At 44.6% G+C, this 18,989-nt stretch carries 18 protein-coding genes; 6 read left to right on the forward strand and 12 right to left on the reverse strand.

The genetic code is table 11. The features are described 5' to 3' along the window. Positions 1-6 precede the first annotated feature (6 nt). The 5 genes from ABDW16_RS25930 to ABDW16_RS25950 form a co-directional block, all read right to left on the reverse strand. Complete coding sequence (locus tag ABDW16_RS25930; protein WP_343673843.1) at positions 7-1,092, reverse strand: hypothetical protein; 1,086 nt, start codon at positions 1,090-1,092, stop codon at positions 7-9. Beyond that, on the reverse strand, positions 1,093-3,357 hold the full coding sequence (locus tag ABDW16_RS25935; protein ID WP_343673844.1) for a hypothetical protein: 2,265 nt from the start codon (positions 3,355-3,357) through the stop codon (positions 1,093-1,095). Between the two features lie 384 nt (positions 3,358-3,741). After that, positions 3,742-4,656: a helix-turn-helix transcriptional regulator gene (locus ABDW16_RS25940; protein WP_343673845.1), complete on the reverse strand. Its 915-nt coding sequence runs from the start codon at positions 4,654-4,656 to the stop codon at positions 3,742-3,744. An 11-nt stretch (positions 4,657-4,667) separates the two neighbouring features. Beyond that, the gene (locus ABDW16_RS25945) at positions 4,668-5,372 is read right to left on the reverse strand and encodes an SDR family NAD(P)-dependent oxidoreductase (protein ID WP_343673847.1); all 705 of its coding nucleotides are present in this window, start codon (positions 5,370-5,372) and stop codon (positions 4,668-4,670) included. 84 nt (positions 5,373-5,456) lie between these two features. Beyond that, a complete protein-coding gene (locus tag ABDW16_RS25950) occupies positions 5,457-5,945 on the reverse strand; it encodes a hypothetical protein (protein WP_343673849.1) in 489 nt (162 codons plus the stop codon). A gap of 83 nt (positions 5,946-6,028) precedes the next feature. Here ABDW16_RS25950 and ABDW16_RS25955 point away from each other — a divergent pair, with 83 nt between their 5' ends. Next, positions 6,029-6,727 (forward strand): phosphodiester glycosidase family protein, encoded by a 699-nt coding sequence (locus tag ABDW16_RS25955; protein WP_343673850.1) that lies wholly within the window; start codon positions 6,029-6,031, stop codon positions 6,725-6,727. 33 nt (positions 6,728-6,760) lie between these two features. On the opposite strand, the gene ABDW16_RS25960 is transcribed toward ABDW16_RS25955, so the two are convergent. After that, the gene (locus ABDW16_RS25960) at positions 6,761-7,873 is read right to left on the reverse strand and encodes a suppressor of fused domain protein (RefSeq protein WP_343673852.1); all 1,113 of its coding nucleotides are present in this window, start codon (positions 7,871-7,873) and stop codon (positions 6,761-6,763) included. Positions 7,874-7,918: 45 nt separating this feature from the next. On the opposite strand from ABDW16_RS25960, the gene ABDW16_RS25965 reads away from it, so the two are divergent. Both ABDW16_RS25965 and ABDW16_RS25970 read left to right on the forward strand, forming a co-directional pair. Continuing rightward, on the forward strand, positions 7,919-8,332 hold the full coding sequence (locus ABDW16_RS25965) for a GNAT family N-acetyltransferase (RefSeq protein WP_343673854.1): 414 nt from the start codon (positions 7,919-7,921) through the stop codon (positions 8,330-8,332). A gap of 224 nt (positions 8,333-8,556) precedes the next feature. Next, complete coding sequence (locus tag ABDW16_RS25970) at positions 8,557-9,846, forward strand: DEAD/DEAH box helicase (RefSeq protein WP_343673855.1); 1,290 nt, start codon at positions 8,557-8,559, stop codon at positions 9,844-9,846. Positions 9,847-9,878: 32 nt separating this feature from the next. On the opposite strand, the gene ABDW16_RS25975 is transcribed toward ABDW16_RS25970, so the two are convergent. Continuing rightward, a complete protein-coding gene (locus ABDW16_RS25975; protein ID WP_343673857.1) occupies positions 9,879-10,610 on the reverse strand; it encodes a DUF481 domain-containing protein in 732 nt (243 codons plus the stop codon). A gap of 142 nt (positions 10,611-10,752) precedes the next feature. Here ABDW16_RS25975 and ABDW16_RS25980 point away from each other — a divergent pair, with 142 nt between their 5' ends. Further along, positions 10,753-13,158 (forward strand): alpha/beta hydrolase-fold protein, encoded by a 2,406-nt coding sequence (locus tag ABDW16_RS25980; protein ID WP_343673858.1) that lies wholly within the window; start codon positions 10,753-10,755, stop codon positions 13,156-13,158. 47 nt (positions 13,159-13,205) lie between these two features. Here the strand turns inward: ABDW16_RS25980 and ABDW16_RS25985 are convergent, their stop codons facing one another. From ABDW16_RS25985 to ABDW16_RS26005, 5 genes are all read right to left on the reverse strand, one after another. Then, positions 13,206-13,973 carry a hypothetical protein gene (locus ABDW16_RS25985; protein ID WP_343673860.1) on the reverse strand — a complete coding sequence of 256 codons (768 nt, stop codon included), beginning with the start codon at positions 13,971-13,973 and terminating at the stop codon, positions 13,206-13,208. 209 nt (positions 13,974-14,182) lie between these two features. After that, entirely contained in the window at positions 14,183-14,950 is a 768-nt protein-coding gene (locus tag ABDW16_RS25990; RefSeq protein WP_343673862.1) for a hypothetical protein, read from the reverse strand. A 136-nt stretch (positions 14,951-15,086) separates the two neighbouring features. Continuing rightward, complete coding sequence (locus ABDW16_RS25995) at positions 15,087-15,830, reverse strand: LytTR family DNA-binding domain-containing protein (RefSeq protein ID WP_343673863.1); 744 nt, start codon at positions 15,828-15,830, stop codon at positions 15,087-15,089. A gap of 4 nt (positions 15,831-15,834) precedes the next feature. Beyond that, positions 15,835-16,800, reverse strand: coding sequence for a histidine kinase (locus ABDW16_RS26000; protein ID WP_343673864.1), 966 nt, complete (start codon positions 16,798-16,800; stop codon positions 15,835-15,837). 213 nt (positions 16,801-17,013) lie between these two features. Next, positions 17,014-17,781, reverse strand: coding sequence for a DUF1080 domain-containing protein (locus ABDW16_RS26005; protein WP_343673865.1), 768 nt, complete (start codon positions 17,779-17,781; stop codon positions 17,014-17,016). Positions 17,782-17,913: 132 nt separating this feature from the next. Here ABDW16_RS26005 and ABDW16_RS26010 point away from each other — a divergent pair, with 132 nt between their 5' ends. Beyond that, positions 17,914-18,549 carry a hypothetical protein gene (locus ABDW16_RS26010; RefSeq protein ID WP_343673867.1) on the forward strand — a complete coding sequence of 212 codons (636 nt, stop codon included), beginning with the start codon at positions 17,914-17,916 and terminating at the stop codon, positions 18,547-18,549. Next, a partial coding sequence (locus ABDW16_RS26015) for an AAA family ATPase (protein ID WP_343673869.1) occupies positions 18,546-18,989 on the forward strand: 444 nt, incomplete at its 3' end. The genes ABDW16_RS26010 and ABDW16_RS26015, both read left to right, overlap by 4 nt.

Here is an 18,989-nt window from a genome sequence, read left to right on the forward strand (position 1 = left end):
GGGTCTTTATTTTTTATTATAGATAAATTTTGCATTCCAGTATTCCTGTCTCCCATTGAGGATATGAAACAGGTATGATTGTCCGGCAGTAAAACTACCATTCAGCGTTACTTTTAGCTGATTAGGACCACGGTTTATTGAAAGCGTGCCTGATTGTACAGTGGTTTTACTGACATCCAGTTTGATAATTTCGTATTTCACCGTATTGTCCCCCGCATCATTGCTATAACTCAACTGTAATGAGCCTGAGCAGGTGATAAGTGGGGCATCCAGTCCTCTTTTTAATTGCACGTAAGCCCCTTCTTCGGTGTATGTATTTTCCGGTTGCACATTTTTTAATTTAAATGTCCAGATCTCCGTTTGCGCGGCAAACTGGTTACCGTTATTCGCAATCACCGTCCATGCATACTTCTTTGCAGTATCTAAAGCCACCGCGGAAGCAGGATAGTTAACGAACAGGTTTTTATTATGTGCGGAGCGATATATCGGGATATTCTGCTGCATAGCCTCGGCAGCAGACTGCCCATTACGCAATTCAACGATGGTAAAATCGTAGTTCAGATCACTGAAGATGGCGAGTGGTGCAGGTGGCAACCAGCTGAATTGTGGGAGGTTCTCCTCCACAATGCTTTCATTGGTAGGGGCATTTAAAATTGGTGGACTCACGGGTTCCACAGCGAAGGGTAAACAATCTTCCCCGACCACACTCCAGGTATCCCCTACTCCCTGCAGCACGCTGTAACAGGCAATGTAGTTACCTGCTGTAAGCATACCATTTGCACTACGGTCAGCAGCGGCAGATAAATATTCATAGGTTACCGGCGATACATCTCCAATCTGTAACTGCTTCGCACCTTTGTTCAGTACGAAGGTCCGGGAAGCGCCTGTCAATACCGGCTGATTAGTACGCGCATCTGTAACACGTACTGTCACCTGTACAAGTACGGACGATGTAGATGCAGATACCAGCAGGATATTCCACAGCTGGGCTTTTTGCATGACACCTGTTGGAGGTAACTGCACAGTCATGCTTACCTGTGCAGCGGTACGTAAGGATAGCATTACCAGGGCTATCAGGATGAAACGTCTCATTTAAAATATTTTAGTATAGGTAATTCTGCCTGTATTATTTGAAACCAGCCGCTTTTCAGCACCGGGGATAAAGCCTTTGTCTGCCATCATTTCAACTTGTCCGAAATACGGGATATTCACACGAAAATTGGCGGTATAGCCTACCTGGCGGAGTTCATACACCGATTGATAACTATATTTCACACCTCCGCCTATATCCAGCCAGGAACGTACTTTGTATTGTACATTGCCGTCTGCCCCATACAGGTCATAATCGTTATTGAGCGCTGCAGACCCGGTGCCTTGTACGGTGAACCGACCCAGGAACATGGTATGGTTGAGGAGGATATTCTTTGTATTAAAATAGACGAAGCTGCTGTCAGTCATCTTATTATAGAAGCGGGTGTAGGATAAAATGGAGTTCATCATTACCTGCTTAACCTTATAGAAATGACTAACGGTACCGACTAATGTGTAGAAGGTGTTCTCCACCAGCGAACCGTCGCTCAGCTTTGTGAGCTGAGAGCTGGGGTAATAGCCTATGCTGACTACAGGATAATGTTTGATCCTCAATGTAGCCTGGATCGTTTTAAAGATGGTATTACTATTATAAGAAGCCTGCTGGTATTGGCTGGTGTAGTCGTTTCTTCTTATAGCAGCTGTGATGAGCAGTTGTTGTTTGAAGAAAGGCTGGTCTACCCTCGCATTCCAGGCAATCTGTTTAGAGCCGGTGGTATACAGGCTGAAAGACTGGAAGCCGGCGCCCAATACCTTGTAGGTACCTGTCAGTTTGGTTTTTGTAGCAGGGATGAAGGCGTTTGCAGCAACAGACCATGCTTCGTTGCGACGATCACTGAACTTCAGCAGACTTTGCACCTTGCTTTCATCTGTAGCAGCCTGGTAATATGGGAGTGATGATCTGGCCACCTCTCCCGTCAGGTACAGGTTTTTTGTGAGCTGCCAGCGGCCTTCCAGGGCTATACCCATGATGTGGTAGTCAGGAGTATGGGAACTGTCGGAACTTGTATTCAGATTATAGAGTTGCTTCTTACCCATATAATACGTAAAGTATACATGGTTGCCTTCTTTCATGCCGTAGCCAGCCCTGAATAATGACAGGTATTGCTTAGGGGCATCACTGTTCACAATGTAATTCCTGAAGCGATAGTCAATGACACCTGTGGCAACGGCGGCGTACCAGGAAGGGTTGTATTCTACCTGTACACCCTGTATGCTGATATCTTTTGCAGTAAGTTCAGAATAGTCTGCCAAAGTACGTCCCAGACCGATGGTCCGGATCGCGAGCAGGGTTTTGTAGCCTTTGGGCAATACAGTGTCCGGAAGGTTCATCTCCTTCAGCGTCGCAGATAGTTCTTCGTTATTGCGGCTGGCCATGAGCTTTGACAGGAGGTCTCCGTTTACATCGCCTATTTGGGATTGATGTAAGCGGTAGAGGCTATCCAGTTGGTAGACTCTTTTTTCAAGAGAGTCTATCTGGTGCCTTTTGGCGGCATATTGTTCTTCCAAAGTGCTGTCAGACGGAGCTTTCAGGCGTGACTTATATTTGAGTGCAAGGTCGAGGTTTGGCAATGTATCCGGATTAAAGTCTGGTTTCTTGCCGTATAGCTCGTGTTCTTTGGCTTCTACGCGCCGTTGTATGGCTGCAGGGCCATCTATATCGGCTCTCAGCTGGTTTAACTTTAATGCTTCAGCATCCAGGGAGAGCTTTTCGTATTGTAAGTCCTGCATTTTAGTATAGCGGGATACATCCCAACGTTGCAGTTTATCATACAGCATGTTTTTAAAATCCCGGCTGGTATACTGCATATTCACTCCCGTAATATTCCGGAACAGTGTGGAATTGCCTCTGGCAGTCGTAAAATTCACACGCACAGGATATTGATCCCTGATAGTGAGGTCTAAGTAAGTTGTTACTGTATGCTGGTAAATATCTTTTTGCTGATATGGGGTATCAACGCCGGATTGGTAGTAATAGTCATACATAACATTCCCATGCACCTTCAGGAAAGGCTTGCGGGGCGGTAGCGGCCGGGTGATGGTATCATAGTGTTGATTCGCATGCAAAGGTATCAGGTTAACATTGCTAGCGGTGTCAGATGCCAATATATACGACACTTCGCCGGAAGATTGTTTAATACCGCGGGGGAATACAACTATGGGTCCTTTACCTGGGGCTCCGGGCAGCGAGGTACTACGTTGTAATTGAGCATAGGTTACCAGGCTCCCTGCCGTGAGGAAGAATAATATAAAATATAATGACTTCAACTTGTTATTTAAACAGTCGTGATAGGGAATACGAACATTTAGGTATTCTTACATCAGAATGGGTTTGAATGCTTTCTCGAATGGGTATAACTATGACATAGGTACATTTTTTTGGATTAAAAAAACGGGTACGGGTATTCACTGACAGATAAGGTTAAAATGGAATGCTGTGCAACAAAATTAGAGAATAAAAGGAGATTACAAAATTTATTAGGTGAATTTTATTAATGATTGAAGGATTTTATGCAGTTTGAGTGGCATTGGCGCTGACATTATTATTAGGTGTAAGGATAACTTTCCCATTTTATTTTTTAGCTATAAGGATGCATAAATTTTGATTATCCATAAAAATATTTCTGATGATCCGGTATCTAAAAAGAATTATTAGTTAAACGATGCCCTGAATTCCAATGGAGACATATTCGTCCTGGATTTAAAAAACTTCCTGAAAGATTGCGGATGTTCAAATCCCAATTCATAAGCGACTTCATTCACTGATAATGTAGTTGTTGACAATTTTTGTTTCGCCACTTCGATCAGTTTGTTTTGTATATGTTGTTGGGTACTCTGGCCTGTGAGGTTTTTAAGTAAGCTGCTTAGATAGTTAGGAGAGATATTCAGATTCTCTGAGATCAATTGCACAGTAGGGATGCCATTGGCCAAAAGATTTTCGCTCTGGAAACTGGCCTGCAGGTATTGCTCTAATTTTTCGAGGATCTGGTGGTTAGCGATTTTTCGGGTAATAAACTGACGGTTATAAAACCTGTCAGCATAGTTCAGCAAAGTTTCTACGTGAGATACGATGATTTGTTGGGTGAACTTATCGATGTTGGTATGATACTCCTGCCGGATATTATGAATGATATTTACGATAGTCGTCTCTTCCTTGTCAGAAAGGAAAAGTGCTTCGTGGGTGGCGTAGCCGAAGTATTCGTATTGTTTGATATTTTTTGCCAGGGCGGTGTTCCAGAAGAAATCCGGGTGGATGAGTAACATCCAGCCGGATTTATTAGGTTGCTCTTCTGTTGGAACTTCAATATTGAAGACCTGATCGGGAGCGATGAAATACATGATACCTTCGTCAAAGTCATATTGCTGCTGGCCGTACCTGAATTTGACGATGACATCTCTTTTGAGGGAGATGGAGTAAAAGTCAAGTACCCAGTTGATATGATTGTCTTCAGGAGAAAGTACTACCTCTGCATAATTGACTACGCTGATTAATGGATGGGCAGGAGGTTGTAAGCCTCTTACACGATGAAATTCTGAGATAGATGTTAATCGACGTAGTTCTTTCATGTCAGTGTTTATTACCAGGGTAACGCTCCTTCCTGGCGGAAGAATTGACCGGTTGGACCGTCTTCACCTATGGTAGCCAGGCGAACGATCGGTTCGGCGCCCTGGGCCGCGGTTTTAAAGCCAGCGAAGTTATTGAGATCGGTGGCGGTGTAGCCAGGTGTTACGCTATTAATTTTGAAATTACGTAATTCCTGGGAAAGGTTGATGGTGAAAGTGTTCAGGGCTGTTTTGGTAGCACCATATGCATGAAAGTTGTCCCAGTTGGATGCGCGGTCACTGGCAGTTTGCATGGCGAGGGAGCCCAGTTCGCTGGATACGTTGACGATAACAGGCAGTGGGGCCTTTTCCAGTAAGGGCAGGAATGCCTGGGTAGTTTGGATAGCGCCGAAATAATTGGTGTTAAAGATCCTTTTTATTTCTTCGATATCGCAGGCGGAGATGTTTTGCGGTTGTTGACCAGCGATGCCGGCGTTATTGATTAATATATCCAGGGCAGCAATGCTGGCAGCGGCCTGGTGGACAGAATGCTTGTCAGTGACGTCTATTTTTAAGAATTCAACATTGGTGAAGCCTTCAGCTTTTAGTTGATTGATGGCAGTAGTACCGTTCTGTTCGTCGCGGCAGCCAAGGTAGACATGGTAGCCGAGTTGAGCCATTTTCTTTGCTACTTCAAAGCCGATGCCTTTGTTGGCGCCGGTGATCAATACATGTTTCATGATGGGCGATTTTGATAAGGCAAAGGTCTGGTTTCAGATTTTGTTTGCTATCGCCCGGTCTATGATTATTGAAGCCAAATCTCTTTATTTTCGTTGCCTTAATTCCCGGCCGGAGACTGCCTCCCGCTCCCATCGTTTCTGGATCTGGTAGAGTATGGAAAAATAAGGAGCCAGGAGTAGTGCCATGACACCTAAGTATATTCCATATCCATTGCCGGACACGTAATCTACAACTCCCATTAGTGTCCAGTAGATCAATACTGCCCAGTTAAAACGGATCGCCCATTTCCACTCCATCCACATAGACAGGATCGTTGCGACTATGACGATGGCACCTAAAAGGCTTCTCAAAATTATAAGGTAAAAACTCATTCCATTGATACCCAACATACTGGTACGGGAGTAGAGGAAGATTAACTTATATATGAAATAAAATCTGCCAATAATCAGGTAAGCACCGTAAAGAGCGAAGACAATCAGGTAGATCTTGAGGATCAATGGCATCAGGGCGCGACGACGTAGCTTTAAGCCTGCTTCAAAAGAGTCATCAAATATGGAAGGTTGCTCTTTCATACATTTATCTTGAATTTACTGTATTTATGGCAAAAAGTCATCGGTAGAATATGCTGTTCACCTAAATTTATATCTTTATATCTATGAAAATATTGTTAACTGCCTTCTTCCTCTTATTTTCCCGGGAGTTGAGTTTTACCTGGCACCAGCAGGAATATGATGCGATTATTGTAGATCCAAAACAAGAGCAGATACACATGCATTGGCTGGATGATAAAGGAGTTCCTTATAAAACAATCAACGCCCTGCAACAGGTATTAAATAAACCCGCCTTAATGATCACCAATGGCGGGATGTTTGAACCTGGAAACGTACCCGTGGGATTGTATATAGAAAATGGAAAGATAATCCGGCCTCTGGATACAGCGCAAAATAAACCGGGGAATTTTTACCTGTTACCCAATGGTGTGTTTTATACTGATCAACAGGGTGCGCATGTTACAACTACCACCGAATTCAAAAATAACGCAATCAGCTATGCTACGCAGTCAGGACCGATGCTCGTGATTGATGGGAAGATCCATCCTTTGTTTAAGCCCGGGTCTGAGAATGTAAACCTGAGAAGTGGTGTAGGAATTATGCCAGATGGGAAGGTGGTATTTATTATTTCGAAAAGTAACCAGACGAATTTTTATGATTTTGCCACCATCTTCAAAGAGAAATTTGGATGCAAAAATGCATTGTACCTGGATGGAGCTATTTCTAAAATGTATTTAAAAGGAAATAGAAAAGACGATGTGGGCGGAGATTTTGGAGTAATGATTGCAGTAACTACAAAATAAAAACCGGCTCTGATATGAGAGCCGGCTTTTATTTTATAATACCGATTTTCGATTCTTTACCACATGCGTCGCATCCTTTTGTATCATCAACTCCAACAACTCATACCCACCATTCGGCTTCCTGTGTGCGAACTCTCTTTCCTTCTGCGTCACAGGGCTCGCCCAGAAAAGATTAACCTTGTCCCCATACATCTCCGGCAATTCAATCAATTCACCATTGTACAATGCTGAAGACAACACCATGCTCTCATAAGGCGCCGGTAATTTGGAAGAACCAATAGTATGCCCCTCTCCCAACCAACTGATATGCCGCCAGGGAATATCTGCCATGGAAGCAATGCTTTCGGCCATCTTCATGATCTCTTCTTCTGAGAATTCATTTTTATCTACTGCCAATGCCAGCTCCATTCTGCGATACGCTTCGGCAGTGTCGTTGTATAGATAAGACACCCATGGCATAGGCCGGATACTGGCACCCATAGTCAGGAAGTACACTATATTATCTTTCTCGAATTTACCCATCGCCATTGGCGGCCATTCATTGTTATCTATCGCAAAGTACTGCAGCATCTTTCCAAACTGCTGCTCATAGCAGTCGATAAATTTCTCCTGAATCACTGGCCACGCCGGTTCTTCCACACTATCCCACTGATTCCGGAAAGCAACAGCTTCTCCTACACGGGCGTACATCTGATTGGTAGCCGGATCACCCAATGGCAATACCAGGAAATCATCGCCTTCCACGCCAATGCAATCTGCTGCATACGCTACCGCTTCATCTACATACAGGCTCCATCCGGGAATAACACCGAGTATTTCACCATCATATAATACCGCCGCACCATCATCTTCAGGCAGCCATACAATCTCTAATAATTCTGCTTTCAACGGTTCTTTACCATCCGGGTGGTTGCAGAATTTACGCTGTAACATCGGTGCTGTACCATTGTGCATCGCTGCCAGGTCCTTTACCTCCGGCGCAGGCAACAAATTGCGGAGCCAGCAGGCACGCATCTTATACTTTTTACTCTGTAATTCCGCAGGGAACAGGTACAAATAAGCTGTACGATCATCCTGCTCTACCGATGCATACAAGGTATGCCTTCCATTCGGTTGTTCTATCAATACCTGAGGTTCCTTATTCATAATTGCAAGATATATACTTATCTCCAAACATGTTACATTTGTAGGATGGATAACCCTTTCTTTGTATCTACTGATAAATCGCTATTGGATCTTCCTATGATCCATGAATTTCTAAGTAAACGTTCCTATTGGGCCAAAGATCGTACCATGGATGCCGTACAGCGGTCTGTTGACAATTCACTTTGTTTTGGTGTATACGCCGGTTCCGGCAAACAGGTAGGGTTTGCAAGGGTGGTGACAGACTACACCATTTTCGGCTGGCTGATGGATGTGTTTATCACAGAGACACACAGGGGACATGGCCTCGGGAAGATGCTATTGTCTACCATCATGGCGCACCCGGAATTGCAGACACTGAAGAGATGGGGATTGGTGACGAAAGATGCACATGCGCTGTATGAAAAAGCAGGCTTTGTGGTGGTGGAAAACCCGGAAAGAATGATGGAAAAACTGAGCTAAAAGGCATTTAAATGAATGGAGACATTCAAGCAAATTATTGAAAAAACCGTGCTGAAAACCAAAAGAAATCATAAAATAGCTGCGTCGAGAGGCATTTAAATTATTTAACGTACCTTTGCAGGACTTTTATTCTCTTCCTCTATAGGTTTGCGAGTAAGGCGGGTAACGTATCAAATTTGCATTGATAGCCTTACCAAAACATTTTTCATTAAAAATATAAGACTTTGTCATTTGATCAATTAAGGCTCATTGAGCCCGTGCTGAAGGCGTTGAAAGAAGAAGGATACACTGAACCTACTCCCATACAGCAACAATCTATTCCATATGTTTTGGCCAAAAGAGACCTGTTGGGCTGTGCCCAGACCGGTACCGGTAAAACTGCCGCTTTTGCCATTCCATTGTTACAGCTGCTGACTGAAACCACGCCTGCTGTACAGAAAGGCCCCAGACCCATCCGTGCTTTAATCCTCACTCCTACCCGCGAACTGGCGATTCAGATCCAGGAAAGCCTGCAGGCTTATGGTAAACACCTGCCTCTGAAACACCAGGTGATCTTTGGTGGCGTATCGCAGGTACCACAGGTAGAAGCATTGCGCAGAGGCGTAGACATCTTAGTTGCAACGCCTGGTCGCCTGCTTGACCTGATTAGTCAGAATATTGTCACACTCAGAGATATTAAATTCTTTGTGCTGGACGAAGCTGACCGTATGCTGGATATGGGTTTTGTACACGATGTACAACGTGTGATTATCAAACTACCTGAGAACAGGCAGACTTTGTTCTTCTCTGCGACCATGCCACCGGAAATTCAGAAACTGGCTGCCATGATTCTGAAGAACCCTGCTAAGGTAGAAGTAACACCGGTTTCCTCTACTGCTGAGACCATCACACAGTCAGTATACTATGTGAAGAAACAGGATAAACGCCACCTGCTGCAACACATCCTGAAAGACGATGCCATTAAAACACTGCTTGTATTTGCCCGTACCAAACACGGCGCTGACAGAGTAGTGAAAGACCTGGTCAGAGTAGGTATCACTGCCGAAGCAATTCATGGTAATAAATCACAGAACGCAAGACAACGTGCGCTGAATAACTTTAAGAACCGGCAGACACGTGTGCTGGTGGCTACCGATATTGCTGCAAGAGGGATTGATATCGACGACCTCACCCATGTGGTAAACTTTGAATTGCCGAATGTACCGGAAACGTATGTACACCGCATTGGCCGTACCGGTCGTGCAGGTGCAAACGGGATCGCGATTTCATTCTGTGAAGAAGAAGAAAAACCATTCCTGAAAGATATCCTGAAACTGATCAACAGGGAGATTCCTGTAGTGAAAGATCAACCGTTTCATGATGCACTGGTAGGTGTGGAAGCTGTAAAGGTGCCAATGCCGCAAAACAGGCCGAAGAAAAAGGCACAAGGTGGTGGTGGAGGTTTTCATAGAAACAGACAAGGGCATGTAAATGCTCCTAAGAAGCATAAGCCGAAGCCACAGGCTGCTAAATAAATTTTATGTTCTGAGGTCCGCAATTGCGGACCTCAGAAATATTTTTCCAGCGTTAACCCATATGTAAATAAAAAGTTTTCCCGCCCCGTTCGCGTCACTTTATTATACGTCATTGAGGCTGTAATACTTATCCACTTTCGCAATGCAAAGGCAATACTATTCACTGATTTCAGGTTATAATCACTGATATCAGTGATACCCGGCTGAAAAAATTGTGTCCCATCTATCGTAATCATATTTGCAAATACAAACTTATAAGAAACACGTACAGAGTTGCGCACCGCATCGTATACATCATGAATGGTATCTTCTATAAAGAGATTCCCTTTTTCCCAGATGAACCCATCACTCACCGAAAGATAGGCTGTTTTTCTGTCTAAAAAATTATAAGCAATACCCGCACCTGTCTGTACACGATCGTTAATTTTCAGTGAGAAGCTCTTATCGTAATTTGCTAATCCCCAATAGTAAATTTGCCTGACCGCACGGAAGAGGCTGAAATCAAGGGAAGACGAGAAGTCATTGTTAGTGAGTTCACGATTAGATTCTCCATATACCCAACTACCAAAGCCATTCAATACAATCTTCTTTTTACTTACCCCAACTTTGAACATATTGCTGAGCAGGTAGGAATTACCTTCGTTCGTTCGGTTAATAGAGCCTGTGGAGGCGAACTTACCGTAGTAATGTACTGAATCGCTGAACTGTGCAAAAGCAGGTCCGCATAAAAATATGGTGAATATTGTGACGAGTATACTTTTCATAAACCGATACCTACGCACAATTAACATGCCTGAATCAATGGTCTGCCCACATAACACCCCAATATTACCGTTCTTCAAATTCCCCCCATGCCAGGCAAAATACTACGTGCATTTTTTTATTTTGTTCACATAAATCAATTTTATGCGGCGATTATTTTTAGCCCTGGCATTATTGGCAGGGAACTCCCTCTTTGCACAGGATGGCTATGTATTTAAGGAGGGTTTAGCAAGTGGCCCCTGTCATCAGTATGGCAGAACGGCTTTATTTACCGATCAACTGGCATATGCCATGAGCAATGGCCCTTTGCAGGCACCAGCAAATGGCAGCCAGTCTTTTGACGGAGAGAAATGGCAGGCGGTGACTGCCGGCGAGGATGGCGCCTTTTCGGGGAAAGCGTTGTCGAATGGATATATCTATGTGACTTACAATTCTCCGAAAGCACAGACCGCGATTTTAAATATTACCGGGCACCAGATGGTGTATGTGAATGGTGTGCCGCATGCAGGAGATATGTATCGCTATGGATGGATGTTTACACCTGTGCAGTTAAAACAGGGTGTAAATGAATTCTACATTCGTACCCAGCGCGGTTGGGGACGTCAGGGATTGCGTGCGCAACTGACTTTCCCAAAACAACCCGTGTATATCAGTGTGGCCGATTCTACAATGCCGTTTGTGGTAAAGGGGAAAGACAATAGTGGTTTGTGGGGAGCTGTAGTAGTCATCAATACTTCGGACAAAGCACTGAAAGGTCTGCAGATAAAGGCAACAGTACAGGGAAAAACATTGACCACAACCCTGCCTGATATAGCACCACTGGCTACCCGTAAGGTAGGATTTATGATGGATGCTTCTGCAGTGGGCAATGATAATAATAGTGTGGCATTAACACTGAGCAGTCAGAACAAGGTGATTGATAGTAAAAGTATGGCGCTGAAGACGGTGAATGCAGGTGAGCATTATAGCAGTACGTTCGTAAGTGGAATTGATGGTAGTGTACAATACTACGCAGTATCTCCGCAACTGAATCCGAACGGCAAAGCGCCGGCATTGTTCCTCTCTGTACACGGTGCGGAAGTGCAGGCTATTAACCAGGCGCGTGCTTATAAGTACAAAGACTGGGGTGTACTGGCCGCGCCAACGAACAGGCGTCCACGTGGTTTTAACTGGGAAGACTGGGGCAGACTGGATGCGCTGGAAGTATTGAATATTGCGACACAGGAATTTAAGCCGGATCCTGAAAGGATCTATCTGACAGGGCATTCTATGGGTGGTCATGGTACCTGGATCTTAGGTGCTACATTTCCCGGAAAGTGGGCGGCTATTGCACCCTGTTCAGGGTATCCGACCCTGATGGGGTATGGTTCTGCAGATGGATTGATTCCTGATTCACCAAAGAATAATACAGAAGAGATTTTGCTGAGAGCCAGCAATCCAAGTAATACCTTTAAGTTAGCCAATAACTATAAAGCGGGTGGTGTGTATATTTTGCATGGAGATAGTGACCGTGTAGTGTCTGTAGATTATGCAAGGCAGATGAAGAAGATACTGGCTGACTTCCATCCTGATTATAGTTATTATGAGTACCCGGGAGGAGAGCATTGGTATGGAGATACCTGTGTGGATTGGGGGCCTTTGTTTTCTTATTTTAAGTGGCATACAATACCGGCAGATAGTAGTGTGAAGGTGGTAGATTTTACGACAGCGAGTACGGCCATCTCTTCTAAATATCATTGGGTACAGGTGTTGCAGCAGCAGCATGCACTGGAATATAGCAGGGTACAACTGCGCCGCATAGGTAATAAAATTAGCGGAACGACCACAAATGTGGAAGTGCTGGCGCTGGACCTGAAAGATTTTTCAGGAGAGATCGTATTAGATGGACAGGCAATTCAGTATGCTGCTCATGGAGAGATATTGTACCTGCAGCATGGGGCACAGTGGACTATCGGCAAAGCGCCCCTTGAAACAGATAAGGGTATTGTGAGAAATGGTACGCTGAAGGAAGCATTTAATCACAGGATGGTATTTGTGTATGGTACGGCTGGTACGCCGGAAGAAAATGCGTGGTCATTGAATAAGGCGAGATATGACGCGGAGACCTGGTACTACAGGGGCAATGGTGCGGTAGATATAGTAGCAGATAAAGATTTCAAAGCCGCAGATTATGCAGATAGAGGGGTGATTATTTATGGAAATGCGACTACTAATAAGGCGTATGGTTTGTTGTTGAAGAATGCCCCCGTGCAGATGAGCAGAGGAAAAGTAACCGTGGGCGAGAAGAGTTATACAGGCGATGCGCTGGCAGGGTATTTTATGTACCCGAGAATGGATAGTAAAGTGGCTGCTGTAGCAGTGATTGGAGGTACTGGATTGAAAGGAATGAGAGCCGCGGAAGCGAATCAGTATTTTGCGGGCGGAAGCGGGTTTCCGGATTATATGATTTTCTCTGCAGAGTTGCTGAAGGGGAAAGAAACGGAGGTGAAGACAGCAGGATTTTATGATAATGAGTGGCGGTTGAGTGCAAAGGATGAAATAATTAACTGAATAAAAAACTCGCTTTGGCCTGCGGCCAAAGCGAGTTTTTTTAGCCATTACCAGGTCAGGTCAAAGCTGCTGCCACCAGTGATAGTGAATACAGCTTTATTGTTACCCTTATATACAATAGTACCTTCGTAGCTGAAAGACTTACCGGAAGTGGTAATACCGGTAATCTTCACCGCTGCAGTACCAGATATGATCTGCAGGCTGGATTTGCTAACTGTTACATTAGTAGCTGTATATTTCAGTGTGCTATAGAAAGAAGGAGAGCTACCATCTTTTGAAATCAATGAAGCCTTGTTGTCAAATGCCTGATTAAATACCAGGTTAGCACTTGCATCTTCCAGACCGGTGATAGCGAAAGTAGCAGCTGAAGTATCAGCAAGAGATACTTTGGAAGTGCCTAAAGCTGTTTTACCGGCAAATGTAAAATTGAATGACTGGTACTGATCTGCAACACAGGTGATTACGAATTTGTAAGTGTAATCAATGCTGAATGTTGTAGCAGCATTGGCATCTGAAGAAAGTTGGAAAGAGTTTTCGTCGGTATAACCGCAATCAGCTCCTGTTGTCTTTGCACCTTTACGGGCACTCAGGTACATAGAAGCAGTAGTAGCTGCAGATGTAGTCTGTGCAGCAACACCACCATTTGTGATAGCAGAATTTACGACTGTTGCTACCTCTGCCTGGCTTACCGCTGGCTCGCTACTGTCTTTGTCGTCTTTTTTACAAGATGGCATTACTACAGACATGCCGGCTGCTACACACAGGAATAACAGGGCAGCTTTACTGCGCAACAAGGGGTTGCTCATTCTTTTCATAGATGAATATTTGTTTTGTTTAGAATATAGTAAAAAGGAGTTGGTCATTTTTGTCCCCCCTTTTCGCGTGCTAATATATAGTAAAAAAATAATATAACGGCTGATATAGATCCTTTATTATGATTGTGGAAAAGTTAAGGACCGCCAATCATAAAAAAGCCCCCACCAGAAGGCGGAGGCTGATTGTATACTGTTGTCACAAATGTTTATTATCTGATCCAGGACACGGTGTACTTCGTATCGTTCATTACCAGCGATGCTGCATCATTGCCTGAGAAGGTCAGTGTACCAGACAGGGTGAATGTTTTACCACCGGAGCTTTCGCCTTTGATATTTACTTTAGCCGTACCGGATACGATTTTCAGTGTTGTTTTATTCACCTTCATATTGGTAGAGGTAACAGTCACTGTGCTGGTGAACTTGTGCATCTTACCAAACTTGGCCTGTTGTGTACCTGTACGTATATAGGTCTGACTGGCAGTGTAGAAGGTACTGTCGGCAGACAAACCGGTTACTACAATTTTGTTGTTCACACTATCATCTGAAGTCATGCGGGGAAAATCGTAGAGTGCTCTACCTGCCGCTTTGAAGTCATATTGTATGGGTATTGTATCTGTACAGGTCAAAGTCCAGTTCCAGGTAATTCCATAGCTCCATGTATAATAGGTAGCTGTGTCTGCATTTGCGCTGGTTCTTGTTTTTTCATAAGGAAGACCACACTGGTCAGAAAGTCTGCCGCCCGCCATACGCTGACTGTTTGCCAGAGAGACTACACTCAGGGCTGCATTGGTCTGAACCACCAGGCCACCACCTTCACTGCTGAAAGACTGGCTTACCGCTTCTGCCATTTCATCGGAAGTAATAACGCCATCGTCTTCATCCTTTTTACAGGAAAAAACTGCCAGCGCCAAACCCGAAATTACTACAAGGGAAAGAGCTGTTTTACGAACGAGCCATGACTTACGTCCTGTTTTCATAGAATCACGATTTTATAGGGAATGATAAATAGGTAGTGCTAGATAGTCATAATTTTCTTCAGATAAAAGCATTTGAGCAATTAAAACTGAAAATATTTTATCATATGTTAGCCACTATTTTGCAAATGATTGAGAATCACACATTCATCCAATTCTTAAATTCAGGCACGCGCGCCTTGCTGATTAAAATCTGTTCTTTGGGCGCGGGATGGACTTTTAAGGCCAACCGGCCATTGAAATAAAAATCAACTTCCTGAATAGCACTGCGTTGTACAATAAACTGCCGGTTGGCCCGGAAAAATACCGCGGGGTCCAGCTGTTGTTGCAACTGTTCCATGGTAAAGTCGATGATGTATTGTTTATTATCGGCAGTGCCGGCATAAACCAGTTCATTCGCCGTGTAAAACCAGGCGATGTTACCTGCAGAGAGGGGAATCAATTTGTCCCTGTTGTGAACGAGAAAGGACTGTTTGTAAGTTTTGAATTGTGCGGCCAGTTGCTGCACCTTACTATTATCGCGGAGGCGATTGTATTTCTGCAAGCTTTGCTTTAATTCAGTTTCATCAAAGGGTTTGAGAATGTAATCAATTCCGTTTGCTTTAAAAGCCTGCAGGGCATAGTCATCGTAAGCGGTAACGAAGATAACAGGGAGCGTTACGTTTACCTGGCTAAAGATATCAAAGGAAAGTCCGTCGCTGAGGCGGACGTCCATGAACAGGAGTTCACATTGCTGCATGTTGTCATTGAGCCAGGCTACAGATTCGGCTACACCCGGCAGTATGGTGAGTACTTCCACTTCCGGTGCAATGTCCTGAAGCATGTGCCGCAGGTTGCGGGCAGTGGCTGGTTCGTCTTCTATGATCGCTATGCGTAATGCCATATGTTTATTGCAAAGGAAGTTTTACGATGAATGCAGTAGCCGTTTTTTCGATACTGATTTCCTGCTGGAGGAGGATCTTATATCTTTCGTTCAGGTTCGATAAACCAATACCGGTACCGGGTTCCGGAAAGTGAACCGGCTGGAGGTTGTTCTTTACAATCAGCTCGTTTTCCTGTACAGTAATTTCCAGCAGCAGTGGTATTTTATTGTGCTTAAGGGCATTTTCTACCAACGGCTGGAGTGACATATGGGGAAGCCGGCGGTGGAGCTGTTCTTCCGGAACGTCTATGACGAGTTGAAAACCTTCTTCGTGGCGCATTTTCAAAAGGGCGGCGTAGGCGTTGATGGCACTGATTTCTTCTTTTAAATTTACCAGGCCCGTATCTTCCTTTTGCAATGAATAGCGGAAAAAGCGGGAGAGCTGGTTGATGTAATATTGTGCCTTGGCAGGGTCTTCGCGGACTACGCCGGAGAGGCTGCTGAGGGCATTGAAAAAGAAATGTGGCTGCAGCTGACCTTTGAGCAGGCTCAGTTCTGCTTTGAGGTAAGCGTTGCGCAGCCGGTCGTTTTCGAGTTCTTTGAAGCGGGATTGACGGAGGATGTCAACAATGCGGAGCTCGATGAGTACCAGGACAAGGGTGAGGGTGAGTTTAATACCTAAACCCCGGCCGGGTAGAAAATAACCAGCGCCATAAACGTTTTTCTGGATGCTGAGACCAATGGTAAAAAAGACGAGTAATACTAACAGGTTTAATAAGTGGGTAATAACTTTATTAATTTTAAAGGTATCGCTGGTGTAAAAAATAACAAGGCAGAAAATAAGGTTAAAACCCGTTTGGAAAATAACTTCAGACAGGTTGAAGGGTACGAGGTGAGATAAGGGGGTATTTTCTCTTAATGCAAAGAGTTTAGGTATGTTGAGTGCCAGGGAGATGAATAGCGAGCTGTATGTGTAGAGTTGTCTTCTCATTGATTGCAAAGGTGCAGGAACCTGCAATTAAATTTAGAGAAATAAAGGTGAAGCTGCAAAATTGAGGGGTGATCAAAAAAAAGAACCCGTATCAAAAGTACGATACGGGCTTTTTAATTCGGGTACCTGATGGAGGCAGGTAGCCTTTTATGCGATTCTCAGAAGGTTCATTTATTAATGATACATTCTTTTTTTTATTGGGTTGCGCCCGGTTTATAATTCACGAATCCAGATGTTGCGGAAGCTCAAAGGCTCGCTCTTATCCCCGTGGGCCTGCAGTTTTATAGGACAAGCTCCATGAGGTTTTTCATAAGCAGCCTTGCCAATATACCTGGTAGGACCCTGCAGCTCTGTATTGTTTTGCACCAGTACACCGTTGAAGAATACAGTTACACGGGCAGGACTTTGCACAGAGCCGTCAGTGTTGAATTTAGGGGCAGTCCAGATCACATCGTAGGTCTGCCATTCACCCGGCTTTTTGTTCGCATTTGCCAGTGGAGGTGTTTGCTTGTAGATACTACCTGCCTGACCATTTACATAGGTCTTATTGTTGTAGTTATCCAGTATTTGCAACTCATATCCATCGTCACCAGGACCGGTGGAGGCTAAAAACAGGCCACTGTTTCCCCTACCCTGCCCGGTGCCGGTAATATCTTTTGGTACCCGCCACTCTATATGCAGCTGATAATTAGTAAAAGACCTTTTCGTTTGTATATTCCCGGTATTCTTTTCTACAGTCACAATGCCTCCGGATACTTTCCAACCTGCAGGCTGGGAAGGGTCTTTGACAGAAACCCACTGGTCCAGGTTTTTACCGTCAAAAAGGATAATTGCGTCGGAAGGTGCGTCTGTGTTAATCTTACCGGGGGTTACTACAGCAGGGACTGGTTCCCACACTTCTGTATCTTCGGGTTTGGTCTGCGCAAATAACGTGGCTGAAAGCGCAACAGCCGCTACTGTTGCAAGCGTTTTCTTATGCATGATCACTAAAATTTAATTCTCTAAATTAAAAAAGCTATCGACAAATTACAATCCGGCTATCATATTTCTTGTAAAGTAGCTATCTCCTTAGTATCTTCATTAAATATTATATGAATAGGGTACAATGTCGACATGGAATTAACTGAATTCATATCGGGCCTGATCAACGAAGGTAATGTGACTGTGGCCGCGGATCTGCTGTCTTTTGAGGAAGCCGACCTGCGCACAGCGGCTATTCATCTGCAACAATATTATGAAGACGATTGCCGCGAGATGCCTTATGCCGCGCCGGATCTGGATATGGATGCCGCGCTCTGGGCGGCAGGCCACCTGTACACGATCGTACAGTTCATATTGTTACGCAATCTTGACGCTTCACTTCTGGAAACCCATTTACCTGCTTATACCGGTGAAAGAACTCCTGCAGCAATCTACTCGGCAGACCTGACCCTGCGTTACCTGCCAGATCTTTTTCTGCTGGCCAAAGGTCTTTCTCCAACGGACCCATTGATTACCCGGTTTTATCAAACCGCGCATCAATGGCCATTTTCAGCAGCCGCCATTCCTTTACATGAACAGGTAGACCTGTCTGCCATTAATGAACACCCATCCTTAAGGCAGGCATATACAGACAGAATCATCCAGGCTAGAAATCTGTCGCAATGCCGTCTTCCTGAAAACCTGCCATTTGTACAAGCAGCCCTGGGATCACATGCTGCCTCACTATGGCCTCAGTTCGATACAGTTATTAACGAAATTATATTATGACCTTACCCTCAACCCAGCTGGTAGATAAGCTCAACGATGTCCTACAGCACCTGAAGAAGACTTTTGTTGGAAAAGATGACATCATCGACCTGATGGGCATCTGCCTCACCGGCAGGGAGAATTTATTTTTACTGGGCCCTCCGGGTACTGCTAAAAGTGCTATGGTGCGTGCCCTCGCCAATTTACTGGAAGGTAAAACTTTTGAATACCTGCTTACCCGTTTCACTGAACCCAATGAACTCTTTGGCCCTTTTGATATTCGCAAACTGAGAGAAGGCGACCTCGTGACAAACACTGAAGGCATGCTCCCCGAAGCCAACCTGGTGTTCCTGGACGAACTCCTGAATGCCAACAGCGCTATTCTCAACAGCCTGCTCATGGCCCTCAACGAAAAGATTTTCAGAAGAGGCAAGGAAACCAAAGCCCTGCCTGCCCTGCTT

The organism is Chitinophaga sp., assembly GCF_039596135.1.
In the GTDB taxonomy this organism is placed as follows: domain Bacteria; phylum Bacteroidota; class Bacteroidia; order Chitinophagales; family Chitinophagaceae; genus Chitinophaga.